This is a genomic window from Pseudomonas sp. (assembly GCF_046581935.1).
GTDB lineage: Bacteria > Pseudomonadota > Gammaproteobacteria > Pseudomonadales > Pseudomonadaceae > Aquipseudomonas.
Genome location: NZ_JAYGFK010000026.1, coordinates 23567 through 45951, shown reverse-complemented (window position 1 = coordinate 45951; position 22385 = coordinate 23567). Strand labels below are relative to the sequence as shown.

The following is a 22385-nucleotide window of genomic DNA, read 5'->3' as shown; positions in this document are numbered from 1 at the left end:
CTAATGCAGCGCCTTGCACGGCTCTAGCTCGCAAGCCCTAAACATCGCCACGAATCACAGCTTCTTGCGCGCAGCCAGCATTTCGCCAACTGCATCACATAAAACGTCAGCGGTGGCAAAAGCAGGATCAGCGGCGCAGTCTCAGCAGAGGGATACAGCTAGCATTGCACAGGTGACCTGACTACGAGCTGCCGCCATGGCCTGCGCCAATATCAACAAGGAAGATGACCAGCACTGGAGCCTGGAAAGCCTCAACAAGGCCTACCAGCAAGGCTACATGGCTGGATTAACCGGACAAACCAGCACCCCACGCACCCTCTTGGCCGATGTGCTGATCGCCGCCTGGGAAGCCGGCTGGGTTGATGGTCACGAGCAATTCGAGCTGCACAAACGTCGCAGCGCCTAATCCCGCTCAACAAAGCCCCCCTTCGCAGCGACTGCAGCGCTTATGCCTGCACAGCGCCTGCATCGCAAAACACATACCCCGTACCTATGCGCACAGATATCGGATATATATTCGATAATTTCACTTTTAAAACGATAAAAATTCTTAAATAAACTTTTAAAGCCGATTTTTATCGTATAAAACTAGCGCCTCTCCATCGCATCTCATCACTGCGCCATACCTGCGAGTCATCACACGCAGAGTATGGATACAATCCATGCACGTTTTGCCGACCACTTATCCCCGGACTCTCTCCGCTACAGGTGACCCATGACTTTGCTCACTAGCACCCCGCGTACCGATGGTTTTCGCATGCCAGCCGAGTGGGAACGCCACGACCAAACCTGGATGGTCTGGCCTGAACGCCCGGATAACTGGCGCCTGGGCGGCAAGCCCGCACAGGCTGCGTTTACCGCAGTAGCCAAAGCCATTGCCGAGTTCGAGCCGGTGACGGTGTGCGTATCTGCCGGCCAGTACGAAAACGCCTGCGAGCGCCTTGCCCACGCCAATATCCGCGTGCTGGAAATCACCACCGATGACGCCTGGGTGCGTGACACTGGGCCGACCTTCGTGACCAATGCCTCCGGCGAAGTACGCGGCGTCGACTGGGCGTTCAATGCCTGGGGCGGGCTTAATGGCGGCCTGTACGCCAACTGGGTGCGTGATGATCAGGTGGCGCGCAAGATCCTGCAGATCGAAGGCTGCGCCCGCTATCGCACCGATGACTTAATCCTCGAAGGTGGCTCAATCCACGTCGACGGCGAAGGCACCCTGATCACCACCGAAGAATGCCTGCTCAACCCGAACCGCAACCCGCACCTGAATCGCCAGCAGATCGAGCACTACCTGGCCGAGCACCTGGCCATCGACTGCGTGATCTGGCTGCCGGACGGCTTGTTCAACGACGAAACCGACGGGCACGTCGACAATTTCTGCTGCTACGTGCGCCCGGGTGAAGTACTGCTGGCCTGGACCGACGATGTAAACGACCCCAACTACCCGCGTTGTCAGGCCGCCATGCGCGTGTTGGAAAGCGCCCGTGATGCCAAGGGCCGGCAACTGATTGTGAACAAAATGCCGATTCCTGGGCCGCTGCATGCCAGCGACGAAGAGTGCGCCGGGGTGGATATGGTCGCCGGTAGTCAGGAGCGTGATCCCTCGATCCGCCTGGCTGGCTCGTACGTCAACTTCCTGATCGTCAACGGCGGCATCATCGCCCCCTCGTTCAATGACCCACTGGACGCCGAGGCCGAGGCCATTCTGTGCAAGCTGTTCCCGCAGCACCGCGTGGTCATGGTGCCGGGCCGGGAAATCCTCTTGGGCGGCGGCAATATCCACTGCATCACTCAACAGCAACCCACACCGCAACACGGCTAATACGGATGCCCGGCCAGCGCCGGGCGTTTTCACGCGTGCAGGGCCACGACCGAGCGCCCATACACGCGCTATAGCTCGAGTGTTACTCTGCGCAGCATGAAATCATCCTCATCGCCTCCCGCACACGACAACTCCCCAGCAGATAGCCGTACGGAAACCAGCGCCATCATCCAAGCCCTGGCCAACGGCAAGAACAAACGCGTACGCAAATTACTGGCCCGCATGCACCCCGGTAAAGTTGCCGCCCTGCTGGAGCTACTGGATGCGGAACAGCGCCTGACGCTGTGGCAACAAATTGATCCCGAGCTGGAAGAGCGCACCCTGCATCACCTGAGCCCAAGCTTAGGTGCGCAATTGGCCGGCGACTCCAGCGAAACGGGCCTAGCGGCCAGTGATGAGGCCGACAACCCGAACAGCAGCCAGCTGGAAGCGGTGCGCATGGCCTTGGCACAAGGCAAGCTCAAGCGCCTGGGCAAGCTCTTGCAACGCATGCACCCGGCGAAAATCGCCGGCTTGCTCGAGTCTATTCCACCGCTAGAACGCTCCCGCGCCTGGAGCATGGTGGAAACCGAGCGGGCGGGCAAAGTACTGACTTACCTGCATGACGAGATCCGCACGGCGCTGGCCCTGGAACTTGACCTGGAAGACCTGATCGACGCCACCGAACAGCTTGAGCTGGATGATCGCGTCGACCTGATCCAAACGCTGCCGGCTGAGCTGGGCAACCAACTGCTGCACGCCAGTAGCCAGGCGCAGCGCCAGCAACTTGAGGCGATGCTGTCCTACCCGGAGGACTCGGCCGGCGGCCTGATGAACGCCGACCCGATTCAGGTTCGTGCCGACGTCCGTGCGGGTGCCGTCCTGCGCTACCTACGTCTACTTGAGCGCCTACCGCCGCAAACCGACCTGTTGATGGTGGTCGACCGTAAAGGCCACTACCAAGGTGCGCTGCGCCTTAGCGAACTGGTCACGGCCGAACTCGACCAACGCGTGAGCGAGCTGATGAACCGCGACATCGCCGGTATTGCCGTGGACACTAACGGCAACGAAGTGGCTCGGCTGTTCCAAGACGACGACCTGCTCTCCGCGCCGGTGGTCGACGCGCACAACCGACTGATCGGCCGCATCACGGTGGACGACGTGATCGACCTGATTCGCGAAAACTCCGACCGCGCCCTGATGCACATGGCCGGTCTCGACGATGAGGCCGATATCTTCGCACCGGTGCTGGTCAGCGCTCGGCGGCGTGCCTTGTGGCTGGGGATCAACCTGATAACGGCCTTCGGCGCCGCCTGGGTGATCGGCCTCTTTCAAGCGACTCTGGAACAACTGGTGGCCCTCGCCGTGCTGATGCCGATTGTCGCCAGCATGGGCGGCATCGCCGGTAGCCAGACGCTAACCCTAGTCATTCGCGGGCTTGCACTGGGTCAGGTGCAGAAAGGCAACATCCGCATCCTGCTCAACCGCGAACTGGGTATTTCGATACTCAACGGCATCTTGTGGTCAGTGGTCATCGCCCTGCTTGCTGTCGGGTGGTTCGGCAATTGGGGGATTGGTGCGGTATTGGGTGCAGCGATTCTGCTCAACCTGCTCTGCGCCACGCTCGCCGGCTGGGGCATCCCGTTACTGTTGCACCGCATGGGCATTGACCCGGCGCTGGCCGGCAGCGTGATCCTCACCACGGTGACCGACGTTATCGGCTTCTTCGCCTTCCTTGGCCTCGCCACCCTGCTGTTGCTCTAGCAGGTTATTCCGGCGTCAGCCCACGCACCGCACACTGCGGGTCCAGAGTGCATAAGGCCTGGTACTGGCTGAGGAACACCTGGCCGCCGAAGCGCTGGAGAAAGTCCGAGCGCTGCAAGCGATCCATCACCGGGCCTTTAACTTCGGACAGGTGCAATTGCACCTCGGCACCGTGCAACTGCTCGGCGATTGCCTCCAGCGTATCCAGCGCACTGGCATCAATCTGATTGACGCCCGAGCACATCAGCACCAGATGGCGCACGTCAGGGCTAGCAGCAATCAACTCACCAATACGCGCCTCCAAGTAACGCGCATTGGGGAAATACAGGCTTTCATCGACCCGCAACGACAGCACACTCGTGCTCTGCAGCGTGTCATAGCGCTGAATATTGCGGAAATGCTGACTGCCCAGCACCTGCCCGACCACCGCCATATGTGGCCGACTGGTGCGCCAGAGAAACAGCAACAGCGAGAGGCAAACGCCGAGCATGATGCCGGCCTCCACCCCTTCGAGCAGCACTCCAAAGAAGGTCGCCAACTGCGCCCCACCCTCCGCCCTTGAATAGCGCCAGGTGTGGCGCAAGGTCGGCACGTCTACCAGGCCGATTACCGCCACCAGAATACTCGCCGCCAATACCGCCTGCGGCAGGTGCCGCAACATCGGGGCCAGGCCAAGCACGGCAGCCAACATCAAGCCCGCCGCAAAGATGCCAACCAGCGGCGTGGCCATATTGCTCTGCCGGGCCACCGCCGAACGGGAAAAGCTCGCCGCAACGGGCATACCGCCACTCAAGGCAGACGCCACATTAGCCGCGCCCTGACCTAACAACTCCTGGTCGGGACTAATCGACTGGCGCTTACGCATGGCCATACTTTGGGCAATGGATATCGACTCAATAAACCCGACCAGGGCAATCAGCACCGCGGCCGGCAGCAATTCACGCAGCAAGCCCAGCGGCAACGTTGGCAGGCTTAGCGTGGGCAGCCCGGCAGGCACCTGCCCCACGACTTTCACGCCATAGCCTTCCGGCGGCAAAAACGCTCCGACGGCCATCGCCAGGAGCATCAGCAACAGCGCACTGAGCTGCTTCACCCGCGACGCCCAGGCAGCAGGCACACTGAGCAAACTCAAGTTCCGCAGCAACACCAGCAGTAACAGACTTAGCGCCGCCAGTAGCAGCGTTGGCCGGTGTATCGACGCAAGCTGGGCATAAAGCCCAGGCAGCACCTGTGGCAGGGTTAGACCGTCAACCGACACACCGAGCAGATAGCGCAGCTGGCTTACCGCAATCAGTACAGCAGCACCACTGACAAAGCCGGAGATCACCGGATGACTGAGAAAGTTGGCAATAAAACCCAGACGTAATACGCCCATCAACAGCAGAAAAGCACCGACCAGAAGGGTCAGCCCCACGGCAGCGACACTGTAAGCAGCGCTGCCTGCTGCCGCGATGGGAGTCAACGCCGCCGCTGTCATCAACGCCAATACCGCCACCGGCCCATATGACAGCGCCACACCGGGGCTAGCGCCGATTAACGCATAAACCACCAGCGGCAGAATGCTCGCGTACATCCCTGCCACAGCCGGTAACCCGGCCAATTGCGCATAAGCCAACGCCTGCGGCACCAGCAACAAACAGATCAGGCAGGCCGCCAAAACGTCACGCCCCGCTTGGCTGCGATCGTATTCGCGCAGGGTTTTCAGCAGCGGCCATTTAGAGAACATTCAAGGGCACCTTGAGGTAGCGCACGCCATTGTCTTCGGCCGGCGGCAAGTGACCGGCACGCATATTCACCTGCACCGCAGGCAGCATCAACGCCGGCATCCCTAAGCCAGCGTCGCGGGCATGGCGCATGGCAACAAAAGCCTCTTCATCAACGCCCTGGTGCACGTGCACGTTGTGCGCGCGCTGCTCAGCCACCGTTGTCTGGTAGCGATGCTCCTCACGCCCTGGGGCCAGGTAGTCGTGGCACATAAACAACCGGGTGCTGTCTGGCAGGGCAAACAACCGGGTAATCGAGTGATACAGGGTACGTGCATCGCCGCCGGGGAAATCACATCGCGCGGTGCCGTAATCCGGCATAAACAGGGTGTCGCCGACAAACGCAGCATCACCGATCAGATAGGTTATGCAGGCTGGCGTGTGCCCCGGTGTATGCAGAGCACGGGCGCTTAGCGTGCCGATCTGGAATGATTGGTCATCCTCAAATAGTTGATCGAACTGACGACCATCCAGCGCAAACTCAGTACCGGCATTGAACAGCTTGCCGAATGTACTCTGCACCACGCGGATCTGCTGACCAATTGCCAGCCTGCCACCCAAGGCAGCCTTGAGGTACGGCGCAGCCGAGAGGTGATCGGCATGCACGTGGGTTTCCAGCAACCACTGCACGCTCAAGCCCTGCTCGCGTACATAGGCGATCAGTCGGTCGGCACTGCTGGTATCCGTGCGCCCAGCCGCCGCGTCGTAATCCAGCACCGAGTCGATGATGGCGCACTGCGCGCTAGCCGGGTCACTGACGACATAACTGTAGGTCGAGGTGGTGGGGTCGAAAAAAGCCTGGATAAGCGGTGACATGGCAACTCCAGACTGGCCGACCGCAGGGTCGGCCAGCAGTATTAACGCTTGGTTTTACAGGTGCTAATGCCCAACAACGGGTACGCCGGACAGAAGCGGAATATTCCCGTGGCCAACGGCACGATGCCGATCCAGCCCCACAGGCCAACCACGCCACTCAGGCTCAAGCCAATCAGAATCAGACCTACGGCAATGCGCAGGCTACGGTCGAGGGTGCCAACATTTGCGTTCATAGTGATCTCCCGATCATCAATCATCCGCGCCGGCGTTCCAGCGCAGCAAACAAAATCATTCCCGCCAACATGGCCGCTACGAACAACAGCACCTGCCAGCGTCCAGTCAGCAGAATGGCTAGAGCTGGACCAGGACAAATGCCGGCAATCCCCCAACCGATACCAAACAACAGGCTGCCACCGATCAATCGACGGTCCAGTTCGCGCTTGCTCGGTAACTGCATCGGCGCACCGAGCAGACTGCTGCGCTGTAATCGCGCCCAACTGAACGGCAAGAAGGCCACAGCGATAGCCCCAAACATCACCAACGCCAGCGAAGGGTCCCAAGCACCGCTCAGGTCAAGAAAAGCCAGCACCTTGGCAGGGTTAGCCATACCGGCCAGCAGTAGACCGAGGCCAAACAGCACGCCGGCGAGAAAGGCCACCAGTTTGCGCATAATCAAGCCCCCAACAGATGACGTAGGACAAACACCGTGCCGAACCCTGCAGCCATAAAACTCAGGGTCGCCGCCAGGGAACGTGGCGATAACCGTGACAGCCCGCAAACGCCGTGACCGCTGGTACACCCAGAGCCGTAACGCGTACCGACGCCAACCAGCAGGCCCGCGACCGTCAACGCCACCCAACCGCTATTAATCTCAATCTCGGGTAAGTGGCTGACCAACTGCCAGAGCAGCGGCGCAACCAGCAAACCGAGGATAAACAGCGCCTTTTCCCCGCGCCCTTCACCACCCTCCAGCAAACTGCCCAGCAGGCCGCTAATACCGGCCACCCGGCCATTCATCACAGCAAACAGACTGGCCGCCAGGCCAATCAGTGCGCCACCAGCCAAGGCAGTCCAGGGTGTGAAGTTGTACCAATCAATACTCATGATTCACTACCTGCGCAAAACAGTTGATAGAGCGTATTGATCACCGCCAGTGCGGCTGGACTGCTGATGCAGTAATAGATCTGCTTACCCTCACGCCGGGTTGCCACCAGCCCCTCACGGCGCAATACCGCCAATTGCTGCGACAAGGTCGGCTGCTGAATCCCCAGCAGGGCTTCCAGTTCGCTGACATTCATCTCGCCCTGAGACAACTGGCACAGCAACAGCAGGCGATCCGGATTACTCAGGGCTTTGAGCAACTGCCCAGCTGCATCGGCATTAGCGCGCAGCTGCTGGATATCTAGCGAGATTTCATCTGGTTTCATGGCATGCAATTCAATTAAGATAAAAACAATCTATTCTTTTATATATTGAATAGCAAGCCCCATAACCTGTCTTGTCGTCGCCGAACTACAGGCAATAAAAAACCCGGACCTAGGCTAGGTCCGGGTTTTTTGTTTTGCTCAGATTGAGCTGGATGCAACAGCTCAGCCTGTCACCACCGCAATCAAAGCAGCGGCAGGGTGTAGCTGACGATCAGACGGTTTTCGTCGATGTCGTTGGCGAAGTTCGAACGCACAGTCGCGTTGCGCCAGCGCACGCCCAGGTTTTTCAACGCGCCTTCTTGGAACACGTACATCAACTCGCTGTCGCGCTCCCACTCCTTGCCTTCGGAAGCATTGCGACCGCGATCGACGTTATCGCCGGTCAGGTAGCGGGTCATAAAGGTCAGACCCGGAATGCCGATAGAGGCGAAGTTGAAGTCGTAGCGTGCCTGGTAGGACTTCTCGTCCTTATTGGCGAAATCGCCGATCTGTACATAGTTGACCAGGAACGGGTCAGTACCGTTGATATAGGCGAAACCAGTGTCACCGCTCATCTTCTGGTAACCCAGACCGAAAGCGTGGCCATCAAGGCCGTAGGTAACCATAGCGCCGATGGCCGTGTTATCGACGTTACTGCGGTTACCATCATCAGTGGAACGCGCATAACGCAGGTCAGTCTTCAGGCTTTGCTTGTCGCCCAGCGGCATAACATGCACAGCGTTGAAGGAATGCTGCTTATACAACTCGTCCAAGTTGGAGTAGTAGTAGCCGGCCGTCAGCTCTTTGGTAACTTTGTAGGTACCGCCAATAAAATCAAACGAATCGGTGGTAGCACCACCGCTCAAGCGAATACCGCGGGTGCCTACGGTGCCACGCGTACTGTTGTAGCTGTTGGCGATAGAGATATCTTCGTAGTCATTAGAGTTGCGATTATTGACCTCACGTACATGCGCCGCCTCAAGCATCAGACCGTCGATTTCCTGAGAAACCAGATGCCCGGCCTCAAACACCTGCGGCAACAGGCGACCGTCGCTAGAAGCAATGGCAGCGTTCTTGAACTGCATTTGACCGACGCGCAGGGTGCTGTTGGAAACCTTCACCTTGGCCGCCACGGCCAGGTCTGAATAGTTGTCCTGCGAACCACCGGAAGACTTATCAGGAACCAGCAGACCACTGCCAGCGGTACCATCACCGGAGTCAAGCTTAAAACCAAACATACCAATAGCATCGGCGCCGAAGCCCACAGTGCCCTCAGTGAAACCGGAGTTCATACGCAGAATAAAGCCCTGCGCCCACTCATCCTGCTTGGATTGCGTCAGAGCAGGACCTTCGGTATGGCCCTGACGGAAATCACGGTTGAAATAGAAGTTACGCGCTTCGATGGTGGCTTTAGTGTCGCCAATAAGGTCAGCATGGGCCACTTGGCTCAGCGACAGGCCTAGGGTGCTGGCAGTAACAGCTAGGGCCAGGGAGGTCTTTCTCATTATGATTTCTCCAGTTGTGTGTGAGTTGCACATCGGCGCGGTACGACTTCTTGTAATCAAGGGACAGGCGCGCACCGAATTCAGGAAGCTTACTGCCGAGCCAGACAGCGCGCAGGCGGATACCGCCGCAGTCATTGGCCGGTCGTGCAATAAGCAAAATCAGGTGGGCGCGTGAAGGCAGTCCGCGCATGCTGGGGAATAAGAACAAATCAACGGGCATGTATGGGTCATAGCATTGTTCTCTTCATTGTTATTTTGGGTCGACATCCTAGTCGTTATAAATAGACCCGTAGGCAGATACTGTGCCAATAACTGCGGACATGCTGGCGAGCTTTCTATCTCGGGGCTTTAGCGAGCAATAATAACATTCATAAATTCTACACAAAGATGCAATAAGCGGATTCCTGCTGATCGGCAAATCAAAAAGGCGGGTTACCGCCAGCGCTTATCAATCGATCACAACCCGATTCTTACCCTGGCGTTTCGCCCGGTACATCGCGGCATCGGCGCGCACATACAGAGCGTCCAAATTGCCATCCTCAGGCCGCAGGCTTGTCAGACCCTGACTAAGGGTCACAGCGAAAGCCGCATCCTCGTGATTAAAGCTCAAACGCCGCACTTCTCGCTGTAAACGCTCAGCAATTTTCTCCGCCTGATCGGGCTCACAACGTGGAAATAACGCGGCGAACTCCTCACCACCGATGCGACCGAATAGGTCACCACGACGCAAGGTGGTCGCACCGCAGTACGCCAGACGCTGCAACACTTGATCGCCGACCTGGTGGCCATAACGATCATTAATCTGTTTAAAGTCATCGAGGTCAATTAGCAAAAAGGCTAACGGGCTGCCGTACTCACGGGCCAGCTCGAACTCACGCTGGGCACACTCGAAAAAATGCCGACGGTTGCTGATCTGGGTCAGCACATCCGTGGTGGCCAAACGATGCAGCTCGCCTTCAAGTAGTTTCTTCTCGGTAATATCCTCAGCGATCCCGACGATTATGTGCGGCTTTCCCGGAGCGCTTTCGCGGCTGACAAAACACTTGTCACTGAGCCAACGCACCTGACCGTCAGTGCGGATGATGCGGTACTCGCGCGCCTCGACAGCGCCAGTTTCCAGCACTTGGGCCAGGCTCTCGGCGGCGTAATCCACGTCATCGGGATAGATGCTGTTACGCCACTCCTCATAGCCTGCCAACAGCAACCCGGTGGAGCGGCCGAATATCCGCTCATAGGCTGGGCTGACGTAGATGATCTGCTGAGCATTCCAATCAAACGCCCAGAGCGCTGCATTCACGCTGCCCAGCAACGTGCTGAACAGTTGCTCGCGCTCCTGCAAACGTGCGACCTCCGCGCGCGCATGCAGCAGGGCCAGGGTCAATTCCTCCTGCTCAAGCTGCTGCCTGCTTACTTCATCCATAGATACCGCCACTGTGTTTAGCTACCCAATAAAGACAGCGGCAACTAGCAGAAGTTGGGGCGCAACTCCCCGCCTCGCGCATCAATAACGTGATCTGCGCCTAAATTACGGCCATAAAAAACCCGCCGATTGGCGGGTTTAAGTAACAACAAAAGCACGTCGCTAAACGGCAACCACTGGCCGCAGCGAGTAGGTTTTTAGCTGTTCGGCGAACTCTCGCAGCGACTGAATACCGCTAGCCTCAGCCTCATGAATCCACTGCTTGATGGCTTCAAGCATGTCATGGCCATTGGCACTGGTTTTTACCCAGATGTGCTGCAAGGCCAGACGCTTTTCATAGATAACCTTGAGCGACTGACTCTGCTCCAGCATGCGCTGGATACGGATCTGATGACCTTCATCGAGCAGGCTGGTTTCACGCGACAGCAAGCGCTTAGCGCGGTGGAAATGATGCCGTACAGAGGCATCGGCCTTGGCCAGTTCCTGCTGCACCAGCGGCGCGATGACCAGTTTGCGGTACTGCGCCATGATCTGAAAACGGTTGTTAAGAATGGCCATGGCGGTGTCCATATCCATGCTGCGCTTGCCTTCTACGCGATGAGCAATCGGCGCTACACGCTGTACCTGGGCCAGGCCGAACAGGCTAAACAGCTTGATCCAGAACCAGCCCATATCGAACTCCCACTTACGCACAGAGAGCTTGGCCGAGTTCGGGTAGGTGTGGTGATTGTTATGCAGCTCTTCGCCGCCGATAAGAATGCCCCAGGGCACCAGGTTGGTCGCCGCATCGCGGCATTCAAAGTTGCGATAACCCACGGCATGGCCCAGACCATTGATCACCCCGGCAGCCCAGACCGGAATCCACATCATCTGGATCGCCCAAACGGTCATGCCGAGCACACCAAATAGGGCCAGGTCGATAACGGCCATAATGGCGATACCGCCCACTGGGAAACGCGAGTAGACATTACGCTCGATCCAGTCTTCCGGGCAGTTCTTGCCATAAATACGCAGGGTTTCCTGATTCTTCGCTTCCTCACGGTAAAGCTCGGCACCTGTGCGCAACACCGTGCTCAAGCCTTTTATCACCGGGCTGTGCGGGTCATCGACGGTTTCACACTTGGCGTGGTGCTTACGGTGAATGGCCGTCCACTCGCGGGTATTTTGCGCCGTGGTCAGCCATAGCCAGAAACGGAAGAAGTGTTTCAGCGCCGGATGCAGTTCCAGCGCACGATGCGCGGAGTAGCGGTGCAGATAAACCGTGACGCTGACGATGGTCACATGCGTCATTAGCAGGGTGACTGCGATCAGTTGCCAGATCGACAAGTCTAAAAAACCGTTGTACCACATGGGTCGCGTGCCTCGTGCAAAGGAAGACCTAGCTGATATTTAGCGCATATCTGCGGTTATTATCCCTGACTAGGATCAGAAAAACAGTTGGCCTTTTGCATAAGAATATTGCCCCTTGTCCGCATCTATACTGCTGGGCACAAATAAAGGACTGTTGCGCTGCCTATGACTGCTCCATACCGCGCCTGGCGCCTGACCTTCAGCTATGTTCTGGCAGCCGGCCTCTGGGTACTGTTCAGCGATAGCCAATTGACCGCAATAGGTCTGACGCTTGAGCAATTAGAGCGCGCTCAGCTGTTCAAAGGCATGGCTTTTGTCCTCATTACCGGTAGCCTGCTGTATGCAATCCTGAGAATGTATCAGCGCCAGTACGAGCGTGGACAACACGCCTTGCAGCGCAGCGAGAGGCGTCTACACCAGGCTCTGGAAGCTGCTCAGGTCGGAATGTGGGACTGGAACCTGCAAACCCAGCAGCTGTATTTTTCCCCCGGCTACGCTGCCCTGCTCGGCATCACCTGCGAAGCCCTCGGCACCGACCAACAACAATGGCTGCTGCGCCTGCACCCAAACGACCGTGACACCTTCCAAAGCAACCTGCAAAAACGCCTAGCAGCAGGCAGCCTAGCGCCTTATGAGGTCAACTATCGCCTGCGCCATGACGATGACAGCTACCGCTGGATCCAATTTCGCGGTCGCTTGCTACTTGATGAATACGGCCAGGCTCAACGACTGATTGGCACCGCCAGCGATATCACCCGGCAGCGCCGGGATGAAGAAAGCCTACGCCAGGCGGCAGCCGTGTTCGATGCCACCCAGGAAGGTGTGCTGGTAACCGATGCGCAGCAACATATCGTGCACTGCAACCCAGCCTTTAGCCGCATCACCGGTTACAGCCAGGAAGAAATCCTTGGCCAGTCCCCCAACCTGCTGAAGTCCGGTCGCCACGACAAACTATTCTACGAAAACTTGTGGGCGTCCTTACAAAACCACGGGGCATGGAGCGGTGAAGTATGGAACCGGCGCAAGAACGGGGAGATTTACCCGCAATGGCAATGCATTCGAGCAATCCACGACGAGCAGGGTGAGATCAGTCACTTCGTCGCAGTGTTCTCTGACATTAGCGCCCTCAAGCGATCACAGCGCGAACTGGACTACCTGGCCCACCACGACCCGCTGAGTAACCTGCCCAATCGCTTGCTGTTTACTGAACGCGTCGCTCGCGCGCTGGAGCACGACAAAACCGAGCAGAAAAACGGTGCCGTCCTGCTGATTGACCTCGACCACTTCAAGCACATCAATGAGAGCCTTGGTCATAACATCGGCGACCTGCTTCTCAAGGCGGTAAGCGATCGCCTCAGCGAACAACTCAGCAAACGTATGACCCTGGCCCGCTTAGGTGGGGATGAGTTCGGCTTGCTCTACGAGCAGTGCCGCAACGCTGAACAAGCAGCGGTCATGGCCCAGCGCCTGCAACGCTGCCTGACCCACGCATTTATCATAAGCGACCATGAGCTGTTCATAACGGCCAGTATCGGCATCTGCCTTTACCCTAGCGACGCCGAGGATGTCGCCCAGGTACTGCGCAATGCTGACTCGGCATTATTCAAGGCCAAGAGCAGTGGCCGTGAAAGCTACGCTTTCTACAGCGAAGAACTGACCGAGCACGCTCATCAACGTGTGGAACTGGCCAGCGCCCTGCGTCACGCTTTGGACCACCAAGAACTACGCGTTTATTACCAACCGCTGCTGTGCCTACATAATCGTAAATTGATCGGCGTAGAGGCCCTGGTGCGCTGGCAGCACCCACAACGCGGCCTGGTACCACCCGGGGAATTTATCCCAGTCGCCGAAGAAACCGGGCTGATCGGGGCCATCGATGCCTGGGTTTTGCAACAAAGTTGCCGACAAATGGTGTCCTGGCGTAATGCTGGACTTACTCTGCAATTCGTTGCGGTCAATGTCTCCAGCCGGCTGTTCAGCCGCGACGAGCTCGACCTGCGGGTAGCCGACGTACTGCGCGATACCGGCCTTGATCCCGCCTGCCTGGAGCTGGAAGTAACCGAAAGCGCCATCATGGACAACCCTGACGCGGCGCTGGCCCTACTTGAGCGCGTACGCGCCTTGGGCGTGCGTCTGGCCATCGATGACTTTGGCACCGGTTACAGCTCCCTGGCGCGGCTAAAACGCCTGCCAGTACACAAACTCAAACTCGACCAAAGCTTTGTCAGCGGCCTGCCCCATGACCAGGACGATATCGCAATAACCCGCGCGGTGATCGCCCTTGGCCACAGCATGGGCATGAAGGTACTGGCCGAGGGGATTGAGCAGTTTGAACAGCTCGAACTGCTCAATCAGCTAGGCTGCGACCATGGCCAAGGCTACTATTTCGGCCGACCGCAACCGGCCGCCCAACTTGCCGAGCTATTGGCGCAGCAAAACGACTCAGCACATGACTAGTGCATCGGCGTGATGCACCTTGGGGCCATCTGATGCACACAGACGTAAAACCCTCAACCATGCGCTGGATCGCAGCGCTCGGCAGCCTCGGCCTGACGATACTCTTTGCCTGGCTCGGCGGAGGTGCCCTGAGTGAGCGTGAAAGCCTTTGGCAGTTGCAGATCAGCAAGCAACACGAACTGCAGCGACAAGCCTTGAGCAGCGCGAATCTCAATCTGGCCAATCAGGCTCATCTGCTCGCGCGAACGCTCGCCGCTGATGAGCGCCTGCTAGACCTCGTCCATCAGGCCTACGCACTGGATAAGAACAGCGCAACAGCAGCGCAGACGCTGCAGAATATCCGTAGGCAACTGTTAAACCATCTGCAGCCGCGTTGGCGCACGCTGCAATCCAGCCATCCGTTCAACCTTACCCTGCACCTGGCCGGTAATGCCAAGGTGTTGCTGCGCGTACATCAACCAGAATGGTTTGGTGACACCCCTGACGCTCAACGCGGCATGCTGTTTGACGTTTTACAGAATGTATCCGGCCAAGCAGGCCTGGGTGTTGTCGATGACGGACTAGTCGTACGCGCCATCACCCCACTACAGGCCGAAGGCAACGCGGATCAGGCTAACGTCGGGGCACTGGAAATCAGTTTGGACATGGCGAATAACCTGCGGCTCCTGGATCAGGAACTGGGTGCTGGGGTTGCCCTGCTGCTGGGCCGCTCACCACGACTCGGTAGCAGTAACACAAGCGCGCACCCCACTTGGCACCTAGAAGGCTTTTCCCGCCCACAGGTTCAACGCTGGCAAGCCCAGCACCTGCTACCGCCCCCCGAAGCCGGCGACAACCTCAGCCTGCTGCAGGATCAGGCGCAGACCTATCTACTTAACCAGTTTGTGCTGCCCAACTACCAAACCGCAGTTGAGGTAACCGAGCCAGCCATCGTTGCCCTGACGTGGTACGACATCAGTGACCTCTACATCCACTACCAGCACGACAGACACTGGCTGCTGGTTCAATGGCTGCTGGCCTGGCTTGCAGCTGAAGCCCTACTGTTAGTGCTACTAAAAGTCACCCGCCATAACAGCCAGATACTGATGCGCCAGCATCACGCCCAGCTGCAGGCCCAGCAACACATGCAGCGCCAACAAGCGGCCCTGCGCATGCTCAACGAAATTACCGCACTGCCCAAGCTGAGCGCTCAGCAACAACTGCGGCAGGCCCTGACGCTGGGTGAGAAATTCTATGGCATGCCGATCGGTATCATTAGCCAGATTGAAGCAGACACCTACCGCGTAATCGCACAGGTTTCACCACCTGGCAGCCTGCAGGATGGCCAGTGTTTTGCGCTGGGTGATACCTACTGCAGCATTGTCTTGCGCAGCGACGATGTGCTGGCCATTGCCGCCATGGGCGAGAGCCAACATGCCGCGCACCCCTGCTACCCATTGTTTGCCTTGGAAAGCTATATCGGCACCCGTATCTGGGTTGCAGGGCAGTGCTTCGGCACCCTGTGCTTCGCCTCCAGCGAAGCGCGCAGCAAACCCTTCGATGACGCCGACGAAGCGTTTCTGCGACTGTTTGCCCGCTGGATAGGTGCAACCCTGGAAAAACTGCAGCATGAAGAACAATCCCGCGCGGCGCGACGCGACCTACAGGCAGTACTCGACTCCGCGACCGGGGTAACCATCATCACCTGCAGCCCTCAAGGCTTGATCACTCTTTTCAACTCAGGTGCCGAGCGCCTGCTGGGTTATCGCAGCGCAGAGGTAATCGGCCAGTCCAGCCCGGCGTTGTTCCATCTGAGCGAGGAGATACAAGCTCGCGGCCAGCAGTTAAGCCGCCAGGAGGGGCATGAAGTCAAAGGCTTTGAGGTATTCACGTGCATCCCAGCCAAAGGTGGATCGGAAACCCGCCAGTGGACCTATCGATGCAAGAGTGGCGAGCACCGTATCGTCAACCTCACCGTCAGTCCCATGCGCAATGCCGAGGGTGTTATCAACGGCTACCTCGGTATCGCCAGTGACATTAGCGACCTGCACCAAACCACCCGAGCCCTGCAAAAAAGTGAAAGCCGCTTCCGCGGTTTAGTGGCCAACCTACCCGGAGCGGTGTACCGCTGTCACAACGATGCCGATTGGTCCATGAGCTACCTCAGCGAGGAAATTCAGGTGCTCAGTGGCTACCCAGCCTCTGACTTTATTAACAGCCGCGTACGCAGCTTCTCTAGCGTGGTACACCCCGACGACCTACCAATTACCTACCGCGCGGTGGCGGCCATCGAACAGCAGAAATCCTTCGAGCTGACCTATCGCCTACTGCACGCTGATGGCCACAGTGTCTGGGTGCGAGAAAAGGGCCGCGGCGAATACAACAGCCAGGGTCAACTGCAGTGGATTTCCGGGTTTATCTGGGACATCAGCGACCGCAAGGCGATCGAAGACCAACTGCGACTCAGCCAGCAACGGTTCAGCAGCGCCTTCAGCACCGCGCCTCAAGGCATGGCGCTGGTGTCTCTGCAAGGGCAGTGGCTGGAGGTCAACGAAGTACTCTGCGAGATGCTCGGCTACAGTCGCGAACAGCTGCTGAACAGCAATTTCCAGCAACTTACTCACCCCGATGACCTGGATACCGACCTGCTACATATCGAGGAGCTGCTGGCCGGAGAAGTCAGCAACTACCAAATGGAAAAGCGCTATTTGGACAGTCAGGGGCGAATTATCTGGGTGCTCCTGAGCGTATCCCTGGTGCGGGACAATGACGATAACCCTGTGCACTTCGTCGTACAGATCCAGGACTTTAATGAACGCATTGCCGCAGAAATGGCCATCCGCGAGCGTGAAGATTACCTGCGTGCGCTGCTCGACAACGTGTTCGATGCAATCATCACCTTCGATCAGCAGGGCTATATCGAAACCTTCAACCATGCCGCCGAACGCATCTTTGGTTACAGTCACCTAGAGATTTCCGGACACCGCTTCACCCTACTGCTACCAGAGCCACAGCGCTCAACACGCGCCCGCTACCTCAGCCACTTCCTGAAAACTGCTATCCACAAGATGCTCGGCAAAGAGATTGAACTGGCCGCTATGCGCAATAACGGCGAGGTTTTCACCATATCGCTGGCCATCTCGCAAATCAGCCACCAGGGAGAACGACGCTTTATTGCGGTGATCCGCGATATCGAGGAGCGCAAACGCATTGAGCGGATGAAGAACGAATTCGTGTCCACCGTCAGCCATGAGTTGCGCACCCCGCTGACCGCCATCGCCGGTGCTCTGGGCCTGATCAATGGCGGTGTGCTGGGCAGCGTGCCGGCCAACATGCAGCAAATGCTGCAGATCGCCCAGAACAACAGCCAGCGCCTCAACCTGCTGATCAATGACCTACTCGACATGGAAAAGCTGGTCGCCGGCAAGATGCTCTTCGAGCTAGAGGATCAGCCACTGCAACCGCTGCTGGAACAGGCCATCAAAGAAAACCAGCCCTATGCCACGCGCCTTCAGGTAACCCTCCAGCTACAAGGTCCGGCGACCCAGGCCGTAGTACGCGTAGACCGGTTGCGCCTGGCTCAGGTTATGGCCAACCTGCTGTCCAATGCAGCGAAGTTCTCACCCCACGGACAGGCTGTGGAGGTGCGCATCGAGCAGCAGGGCTCACGCGTGCGCGTCAGCGTTCGCGACCACGGCGCTGGCGTGCCCGAGAACTTCCAGGCGCGGATCTTCAGCAAATTTTCCCAGGCCGATGCCACCGACACCCGACAAAAAGGTGGTACTGGTCTGGGCCTGGCCATCAGTAAAGAAATCATTGAGCGTATGGGCGGCAAGATCGGTTTCGACTCGCAACCCGGACACGGCGCGACTTTCTGGTTTGAACTGACTACCCTGACCAAAGACGTCGCATCTGAAACCGATAGAGTTCCCGAGGACAACCGGCATGCCTGAATTACAGCGCATCCTGCACGTGGAAGACGACCCCTCAATCCAGGCCGTCGCCAAGCTGGCCTTAGAGGCCGTCGGCGGCTTTCAAGTCCTTAGCTGCGCCTCGGGCCAGGACGCCCTGGATCAACTGCAGGGCTTTGCTCCAGACTTTATTCTGCTGGATGTGATGATGCCGGATATGGACGGCCCACAAACCCTGGCGCGTATGGCCCGCCTGATTGATATCAATCAGGTGCCCGTAGCCTTTATGACCGCCAAGGTGCAGCCGGCAGAAATCGCCCATTACCGCAGCCTTGGTGCCCGTGATGTGATCATCAAACCCTTCGATCCGCTACAACTGGCCGCACAGGTACGCGCTATCTGGAGTCAGGCGCATGAGTAAAAACAAGCCGCCCACGGACAAACTGCAAGAGCACCTGCAACAACTCAGCAGCGCCTTCACCTTGCGCCTGCAGGAAGAACTGCCGGCCCTGGGCCGCAACGCCGAACAGCTGTTACACACCAGCGATCCGCAGAAACAGTTGCAGTACCTGCAAACCCTGCGCGACCAACTACACAAACTGGCCGGAGCCGCCGGCACCTTCGGTTTCAGCAGCCTCGGCCAACGTGCCCGCGAACTGGAGCAAGAAGCCGACCTGTGGCTGGAAACCCTGCAAAAGGAGCAGCAAAGCCTGCAGGACTTCAGCCACAGCCTGCAACAACTGGCCAGCCAGCACTTCCAGGCTGAGCACCGTCAATTACCGACCAGCCGAACGAGGCGCAGCCCAAAGCCAAGCAGTACCGCGCGGCGCATCTACATCCTCGAGGACCAACTCGCGATTGGCGAGAACATGCGCCTGACGCTAAACAACTTCGGCTATCAAGCCAAACACTTCAGCCGCATCGTTGACCTAGATGCGGCCCTGCAACAACAGCTGCCTGACGCGTTGATTGTCGACGTCAACCTTCCCGACGAACACCTCACCGGCCTGGAATATGCCGCCAATCTGCAACAACGGCTAGACGAACCGCTGCCACTGCTGGTGATTACCAGCCAGGACGACTTCGCCACCCACTTGCAGGCCGTGCGTGTCGGTGCCATGGGGTTCTTCACTAAGCCAGTAGATATTCCGCAATTAGAGAATCGCCTGGATCGCTGCTTCACCCAACAACAGGGCGAACCTTACCGAGTGCTGATCATCGACGACGATCGCGAGTTGGCCAGTCGCTTCAGCCTGATTCTGCGTGAGGCCAACATGCTGGTAGAGATGCTCTACGAGCCGGCCGAGATCTTTGCGTGCATGCGCAGTTTCAACCCAGAGGTGGTGTTGCTGGATGTCAGCATGCCCGGTTGTACCGGCCCGGAACTGGCACAGATCATCCGCATGAACGATGACTGGCTGCGCGTGCCGATTATCTACCTGTCAGCAGAAACCGATATCACCCGGCAGATGAATGCCCTGATCAAGGCCGGCGACGACTTTGTCACCAAACCGATCTCCGACAACGCCCTGGTCGCCGCCATATTCTCCCGCGCCCAACGCGCCCGCCTGCTGAGTAATGCCCTGTCGCGCGACAGCCTGACCGGCTTGCTCAAGCACGCCGATATCAAGGAACAGGTCGCCGTGGAACTGGAGCGCGCCTTGCGCACTGGCAAGCCGGCCAGCGTCGCCATGCTGGATATCGACTTTTTCAAGAAGGTTAACGATAACTATGGCCATGCGGCAGGCGACAACGTCATCCGCGCCCTGGCCAACCTGTTGCGCCAGCGCCTGAGGCGCATCGACAGCCTGGGCCGCTATGGTGGCGAGGAATTTCTTGTGGTGCTGCCCGATTGCTCGGCGAAACAGGCGCGCCTGATTCTTGATGAAATCCGCCAACGCTTTGCCGAGCTGCAATTTATCGCCAGCGGCCAGCAGTTCGTCGTCACCCTGAGTGCCGGCATCGCCTCCACCGAAGACGTCCCCAAGGCCGCCGACGAGTTGCTCGATAAAGCCGACCGCGCGCTCTATGCCGCCAAACACAGCGGGCGCAACCGGGTGCAGTAAATAAAGCACTGCAGACTTTGCCAGCGCCGCCTTCAGGCTTAAACCTGGCCATTAGCGGGTTGAGTTTGAACCTGACGCGCCCTTGCAGCGGCGAACAGTTTTTACTTTTTCGAGTAGCGAGAAAGTAACGGCGAATACAGCTATCCAACCGCTTGCCGGCGACACGTTCACCTGGCGACCTCCAGCGAGCAAAGCCACCGCGCTTGGCTTTATGAAATTTATGGCGTAGATTTTCATGAAATTATTTATATATATTTTCATGAGGCGCGCTATGTTCAAACAATCCGCCCAGCACATCGGCACCTACTACGCTGGCACCTACCCAGGCCAGATTCCCCTGCGCCCGCGCCTGCAGGAGGCGTTGCAGTGCGATGTGCTGATTATCGGCGGTGGCTTTAGCGGCCTTCACACGGCGCTGCGCCTGGCCCTGGCCGGCAAGAAGGTGGTACTGCTGGAGGCCAGTCGCCTGGCTTGGGCCGCATCCGGCCGTAACGGTGGGCAGGCGCTGCCCGGCTGGTCCTGCGATATGCCACCGTTCGAGAAGGCGCTCGGCCTGGATCGCGCGCGCCGCCTATGGGACAGCATGGTCTGGGCCGCCGAGGAAATGCGCAAACTGCCGCAGCGCCACAACTTCGATATCGACTACCGCACCGGCGCGATCTACACCGCCGTGCTGCCGCGCCGCGTACGCCAACTGCAGGAAAGCCTCGAAGAAGCCGAGCAGAAATACGGCTACTCACAGCTGAGCTTTATCCCAAAAGCCGAACTGCCCGAGTGGATCGCCAGCCCGCGTTACCGGGCCGCCCTGCATGACAGCGGCGCCGCCCACCTCAACCCGCTGAAGCTGGCGCAAGGTTTGGCGACGGCTATCGAAGCGGCCGGCGGGCAGATTTTCGAACAGAGCAAAGCACTGGACTACCGCGAAACCGCCGAAGGTTATGCAGTGCACACCGAACAAGGCGAGGTGCGCAGCGACGTGCTGGTCATGGCCTGCAACGCCTATATCGACCGCCTCGACCCACAGCTGGCGAAACGCCTGCTGCCGGTGGGTTCCTATCAGGTCGCCACTGCGCCGCTTGATCCAGAGCTGGCGCGCTCGCTGTTTCCGCGCGGCACCTGCGCCATCGACAACCAGTTCGTGCCCGACTACTTCCGCGTCACGCCAGATAATCGCCTGCTATTCGGCGGCGGCTGCACTTACCTCGGCGGCATCCCTAAAGACGTGCCGGCGGCCACTCGGCCCTATCTGGAGCGGGTATTTCCGCAGCTGCGCGGCGTGCAGATTGACTACGGCTGGGGCGGACACATCGATTGCACCATGCAGCGCACCCCGGATATTGGCCGCAGCGGGCAGAAATACTGGCTGCAGGGCTTCTCCGGCCACGGCATCCTGCCGACTCTGGCCGCCGCCCGCGCGGTCAGCGACGCGATCCTCGGTGACGCCGACCTGCTTGAGCTGTACCAGGGCCTGAGTAACCCGCGCTTTCCCGGCGGCGACCTACTCGCCGCGCCCATCGAAGCCGTGGGCAAGGCTTGGTATCGTCTGCGCGACATAATCTAAGGACGATGCCCATGGACATGCAGGAAGAAGTCGAAGGTCTGGCGATCCTGATCCGCGACCTGCGCAAGCACAAGAACCTTACCCTCGGCGAGCTGGCCGCGCGTATTGACCGCTCAGTGGGCTTTCTCTCTCAGGTTGAGCGCGGCCTGTCGCGCCCGACCGTAGCGGACCTCACCGCCATCAGCGAAAGCCTTGGCGTGCCAACCACCTACTTCTACAACCTGAACAAGCCACGCGCTGTGCGCTGGGTAACCCGCCCGGGTGAGCGGCGCACGCTGTATTACGCCGGCGGCATTACCGACGTACTGACCTCGCCGACCATGGCCGGCGGCTTCTCCATGCTCGAAAGCCATCTAGAACCTGGCGCGACCAGCGGCGAAGGCCACCTCAACGACAGCTCCGAACAGGGCGGTTTCGTCCTCGAAGGCGAGCTGACGATCTGGTACGGCGAAGCGGACGAGCCGGTCACCCTTGGCGTGAATGACAGTTTCCAGCTGCCGCCCCACGCACAATTTCGCTACGCCAATCTTTCCAGTTCACCCACACGAGTCCTCTGGGTCTTCACCTAACCTGAGCAGATAACCAC

The 22385-nt window shown here is 58.6% G+C and carries 18 protein-coding genes; 9 read left to right on the top strand and 9 right to left on the bottom strand.

All coding sequences use genetic code 11. The features are described 5' to 3' along the window. Positions 1-196 precede the first annotated feature (196 nt). The 3 genes from rmf (at position 197) to mgtE (ending at position 3565) form a co-directional block, all read left to right on the top strand. Positions 197-406, top strand: coding sequence for a ribosome modulation factor (gene rmf, locus VCA57_RS21330; RefSeq protein ID WP_411187391.1), 210 nt, complete (start codon positions 197-199; stop codon positions 404-406). A gap of 309 nt (positions 407-715) precedes the next feature. After that, positions 716-1822, top strand: coding sequence for an agmatine deiminase (aguA, locus tag VCA57_RS21325; RefSeq protein WP_411187389.1), 1107 nt, complete (start codon positions 716-718; stop codon positions 1820-1822). 96 nt (positions 1823-1918) lie between these two features. Next, on the top strand, positions 1919-3565 hold the full coding sequence (gene mgtE, locus VCA57_RS21320) for a magnesium transporter (RefSeq protein WP_411187387.1): 1647 nt from the start codon (positions 1919-1921) through the stop codon (positions 3563-3565). Between the two features lie 4 nt (positions 3566-3569). On the opposite strand, the gene VCA57_RS21315 is transcribed toward mgtE, so the two are convergent. The 9 genes from VCA57_RS21315 to desA all read right to left on the bottom strand — a co-directional run bounded on the left by VCA57_RS21315 (position 3570) and on the right by desA (position 11825). Further along, a complete protein-coding gene (locus VCA57_RS21315) occupies positions 3570-5291 on the bottom strand; it encodes a SulP family inorganic anion transporter (RefSeq protein WP_411187385.1) in 1722 nt (573 codons plus the stop codon). After that, positions 5281-6144 carry an MBL fold metallo-hydrolase gene (locus VCA57_RS21310; protein WP_411187383.1) on the bottom strand — a complete coding sequence of 288 codons (864 nt, stop codon included), beginning with the start codon at positions 6142-6144 and terminating at the stop codon, positions 5281-5283. The genes VCA57_RS21315 and VCA57_RS21310 overlap by 11 nt, the downstream gene beginning before the upstream one ends. Before the next feature lie 41 nt (positions 6145-6185). Beyond that, positions 6186-6377 carry a DUF2892 domain-containing protein gene (locus tag VCA57_RS21305; protein WP_411187381.1) on the bottom strand — a complete coding sequence of 64 codons (192 nt, stop codon included), beginning with the start codon at positions 6375-6377 and terminating at the stop codon, positions 6186-6188. 20 nt (positions 6378-6397) lie between these two features. Then, the gene (locus tag VCA57_RS21300; protein ID WP_411187379.1) at positions 6398-6814 is read right to left on the bottom strand and encodes a DUF6691 family protein; all 417 of its coding nucleotides are present in this window, start codon (positions 6812-6814) and stop codon (positions 6398-6400) included. 2 nt (positions 6815-6816) lie between these two features. Then, a complete protein-coding gene (locus tag VCA57_RS21295) occupies positions 6817-7248 on the bottom strand; it encodes a YeeE/YedE family protein (RefSeq protein WP_411187377.1) in 432 nt (143 codons plus the stop codon). Beyond that, on the bottom strand, positions 7245-7571 hold the full coding sequence (locus tag VCA57_RS21290; RefSeq protein ID WP_411187375.1) for an ArsR/SmtB family transcription factor: 327 nt from the start codon (positions 7569-7571) through the stop codon (positions 7245-7247). Before VCA57_RS21290 ends, VCA57_RS21295 begins: the two co-directional genes overlap by 4 nt. A gap of 182 nt (positions 7572-7753) precedes the next feature. Beyond that, on the bottom strand, positions 7754-9055 hold the full coding sequence (locus VCA57_RS21285) for an OprD family porin (protein ID WP_411187373.1): 1302 nt from the start codon (positions 9053-9055) through the stop codon (positions 7754-7756). 448 nt (positions 9056-9503) lie between these two features. Continuing rightward, complete coding sequence (locus VCA57_RS21280) at positions 9504-10475, bottom strand: GGDEF domain-containing protein (RefSeq protein WP_411187371.1); 972 nt, start codon at positions 10473-10475, stop codon at positions 9504-9506. A gap of 162 nt (positions 10476-10637) precedes the next feature. Then, positions 10638-11825 (bottom strand): delta-9 fatty acid desaturase DesA, encoded by a 1188-nt coding sequence (desA, locus tag VCA57_RS21275; protein ID WP_411187369.1) that lies wholly within the window; start codon positions 11823-11825, stop codon positions 10638-10640. A 165-nt stretch (positions 11826-11990) separates the two neighbouring features. On the opposite strand from desA, the gene dibA reads away from it, so the two are divergent. The 6 genes from dibA (at position 11991) to VCA57_RS21245 (ending at position 22368) form a co-directional block, all read left to right on the top strand. Beyond that, the gene (gene dibA / locus VCA57_RS21270) at positions 11991-14282 is read left to right on the top strand and encodes a phosphodiesterase DibA (RefSeq protein ID WP_411187366.1); all 2292 of its coding nucleotides are present in this window, start codon (positions 11991-11993) and stop codon (positions 14280-14282) included. A 32-nt stretch (positions 14283-14314) separates the two neighbouring features. Further along, entirely contained in the window at positions 14315-18214 is a 3900-nt protein-coding gene (locus VCA57_RS21265; protein ID WP_411187364.1) for a PAS domain S-box protein, read from the top strand. Further along, positions 18207-18593 (top strand): response regulator, encoded by a 387-nt coding sequence (locus tag VCA57_RS21260; RefSeq protein ID WP_411187362.1) that lies wholly within the window; start codon positions 18207-18209, stop codon positions 18591-18593. Before VCA57_RS21265 ends, VCA57_RS21260 begins: the two co-directional genes overlap by 8 nt. After that, complete coding sequence (locus VCA57_RS21255; protein WP_411187360.1) at positions 18586-20238, top strand: diguanylate cyclase; 1653 nt, start codon at positions 18586-18588, stop codon at positions 20236-20238. The genes VCA57_RS21260 and VCA57_RS21255 overlap by 8 nt, the downstream gene beginning before the upstream one ends. Positions 20239-20509: 271 nt before the next feature. After that, complete coding sequence (locus VCA57_RS21250) at positions 20510-21799, top strand: NAD(P)/FAD-dependent oxidoreductase (RefSeq protein ID WP_411187358.1); 1290 nt, start codon at positions 20510-20512, stop codon at positions 21797-21799. 11 nt (positions 21800-21810) lie between these two features. Continuing rightward, positions 21811-22368: a helix-turn-helix domain-containing protein gene (locus tag VCA57_RS21245; protein WP_411187356.1), complete on the top strand. Its 558-nt coding sequence runs from the start codon at positions 21811-21813 to the stop codon at positions 22366-22368. The last annotated feature ends 17 nt before the right edge of the window (positions 22369-22385 follow it).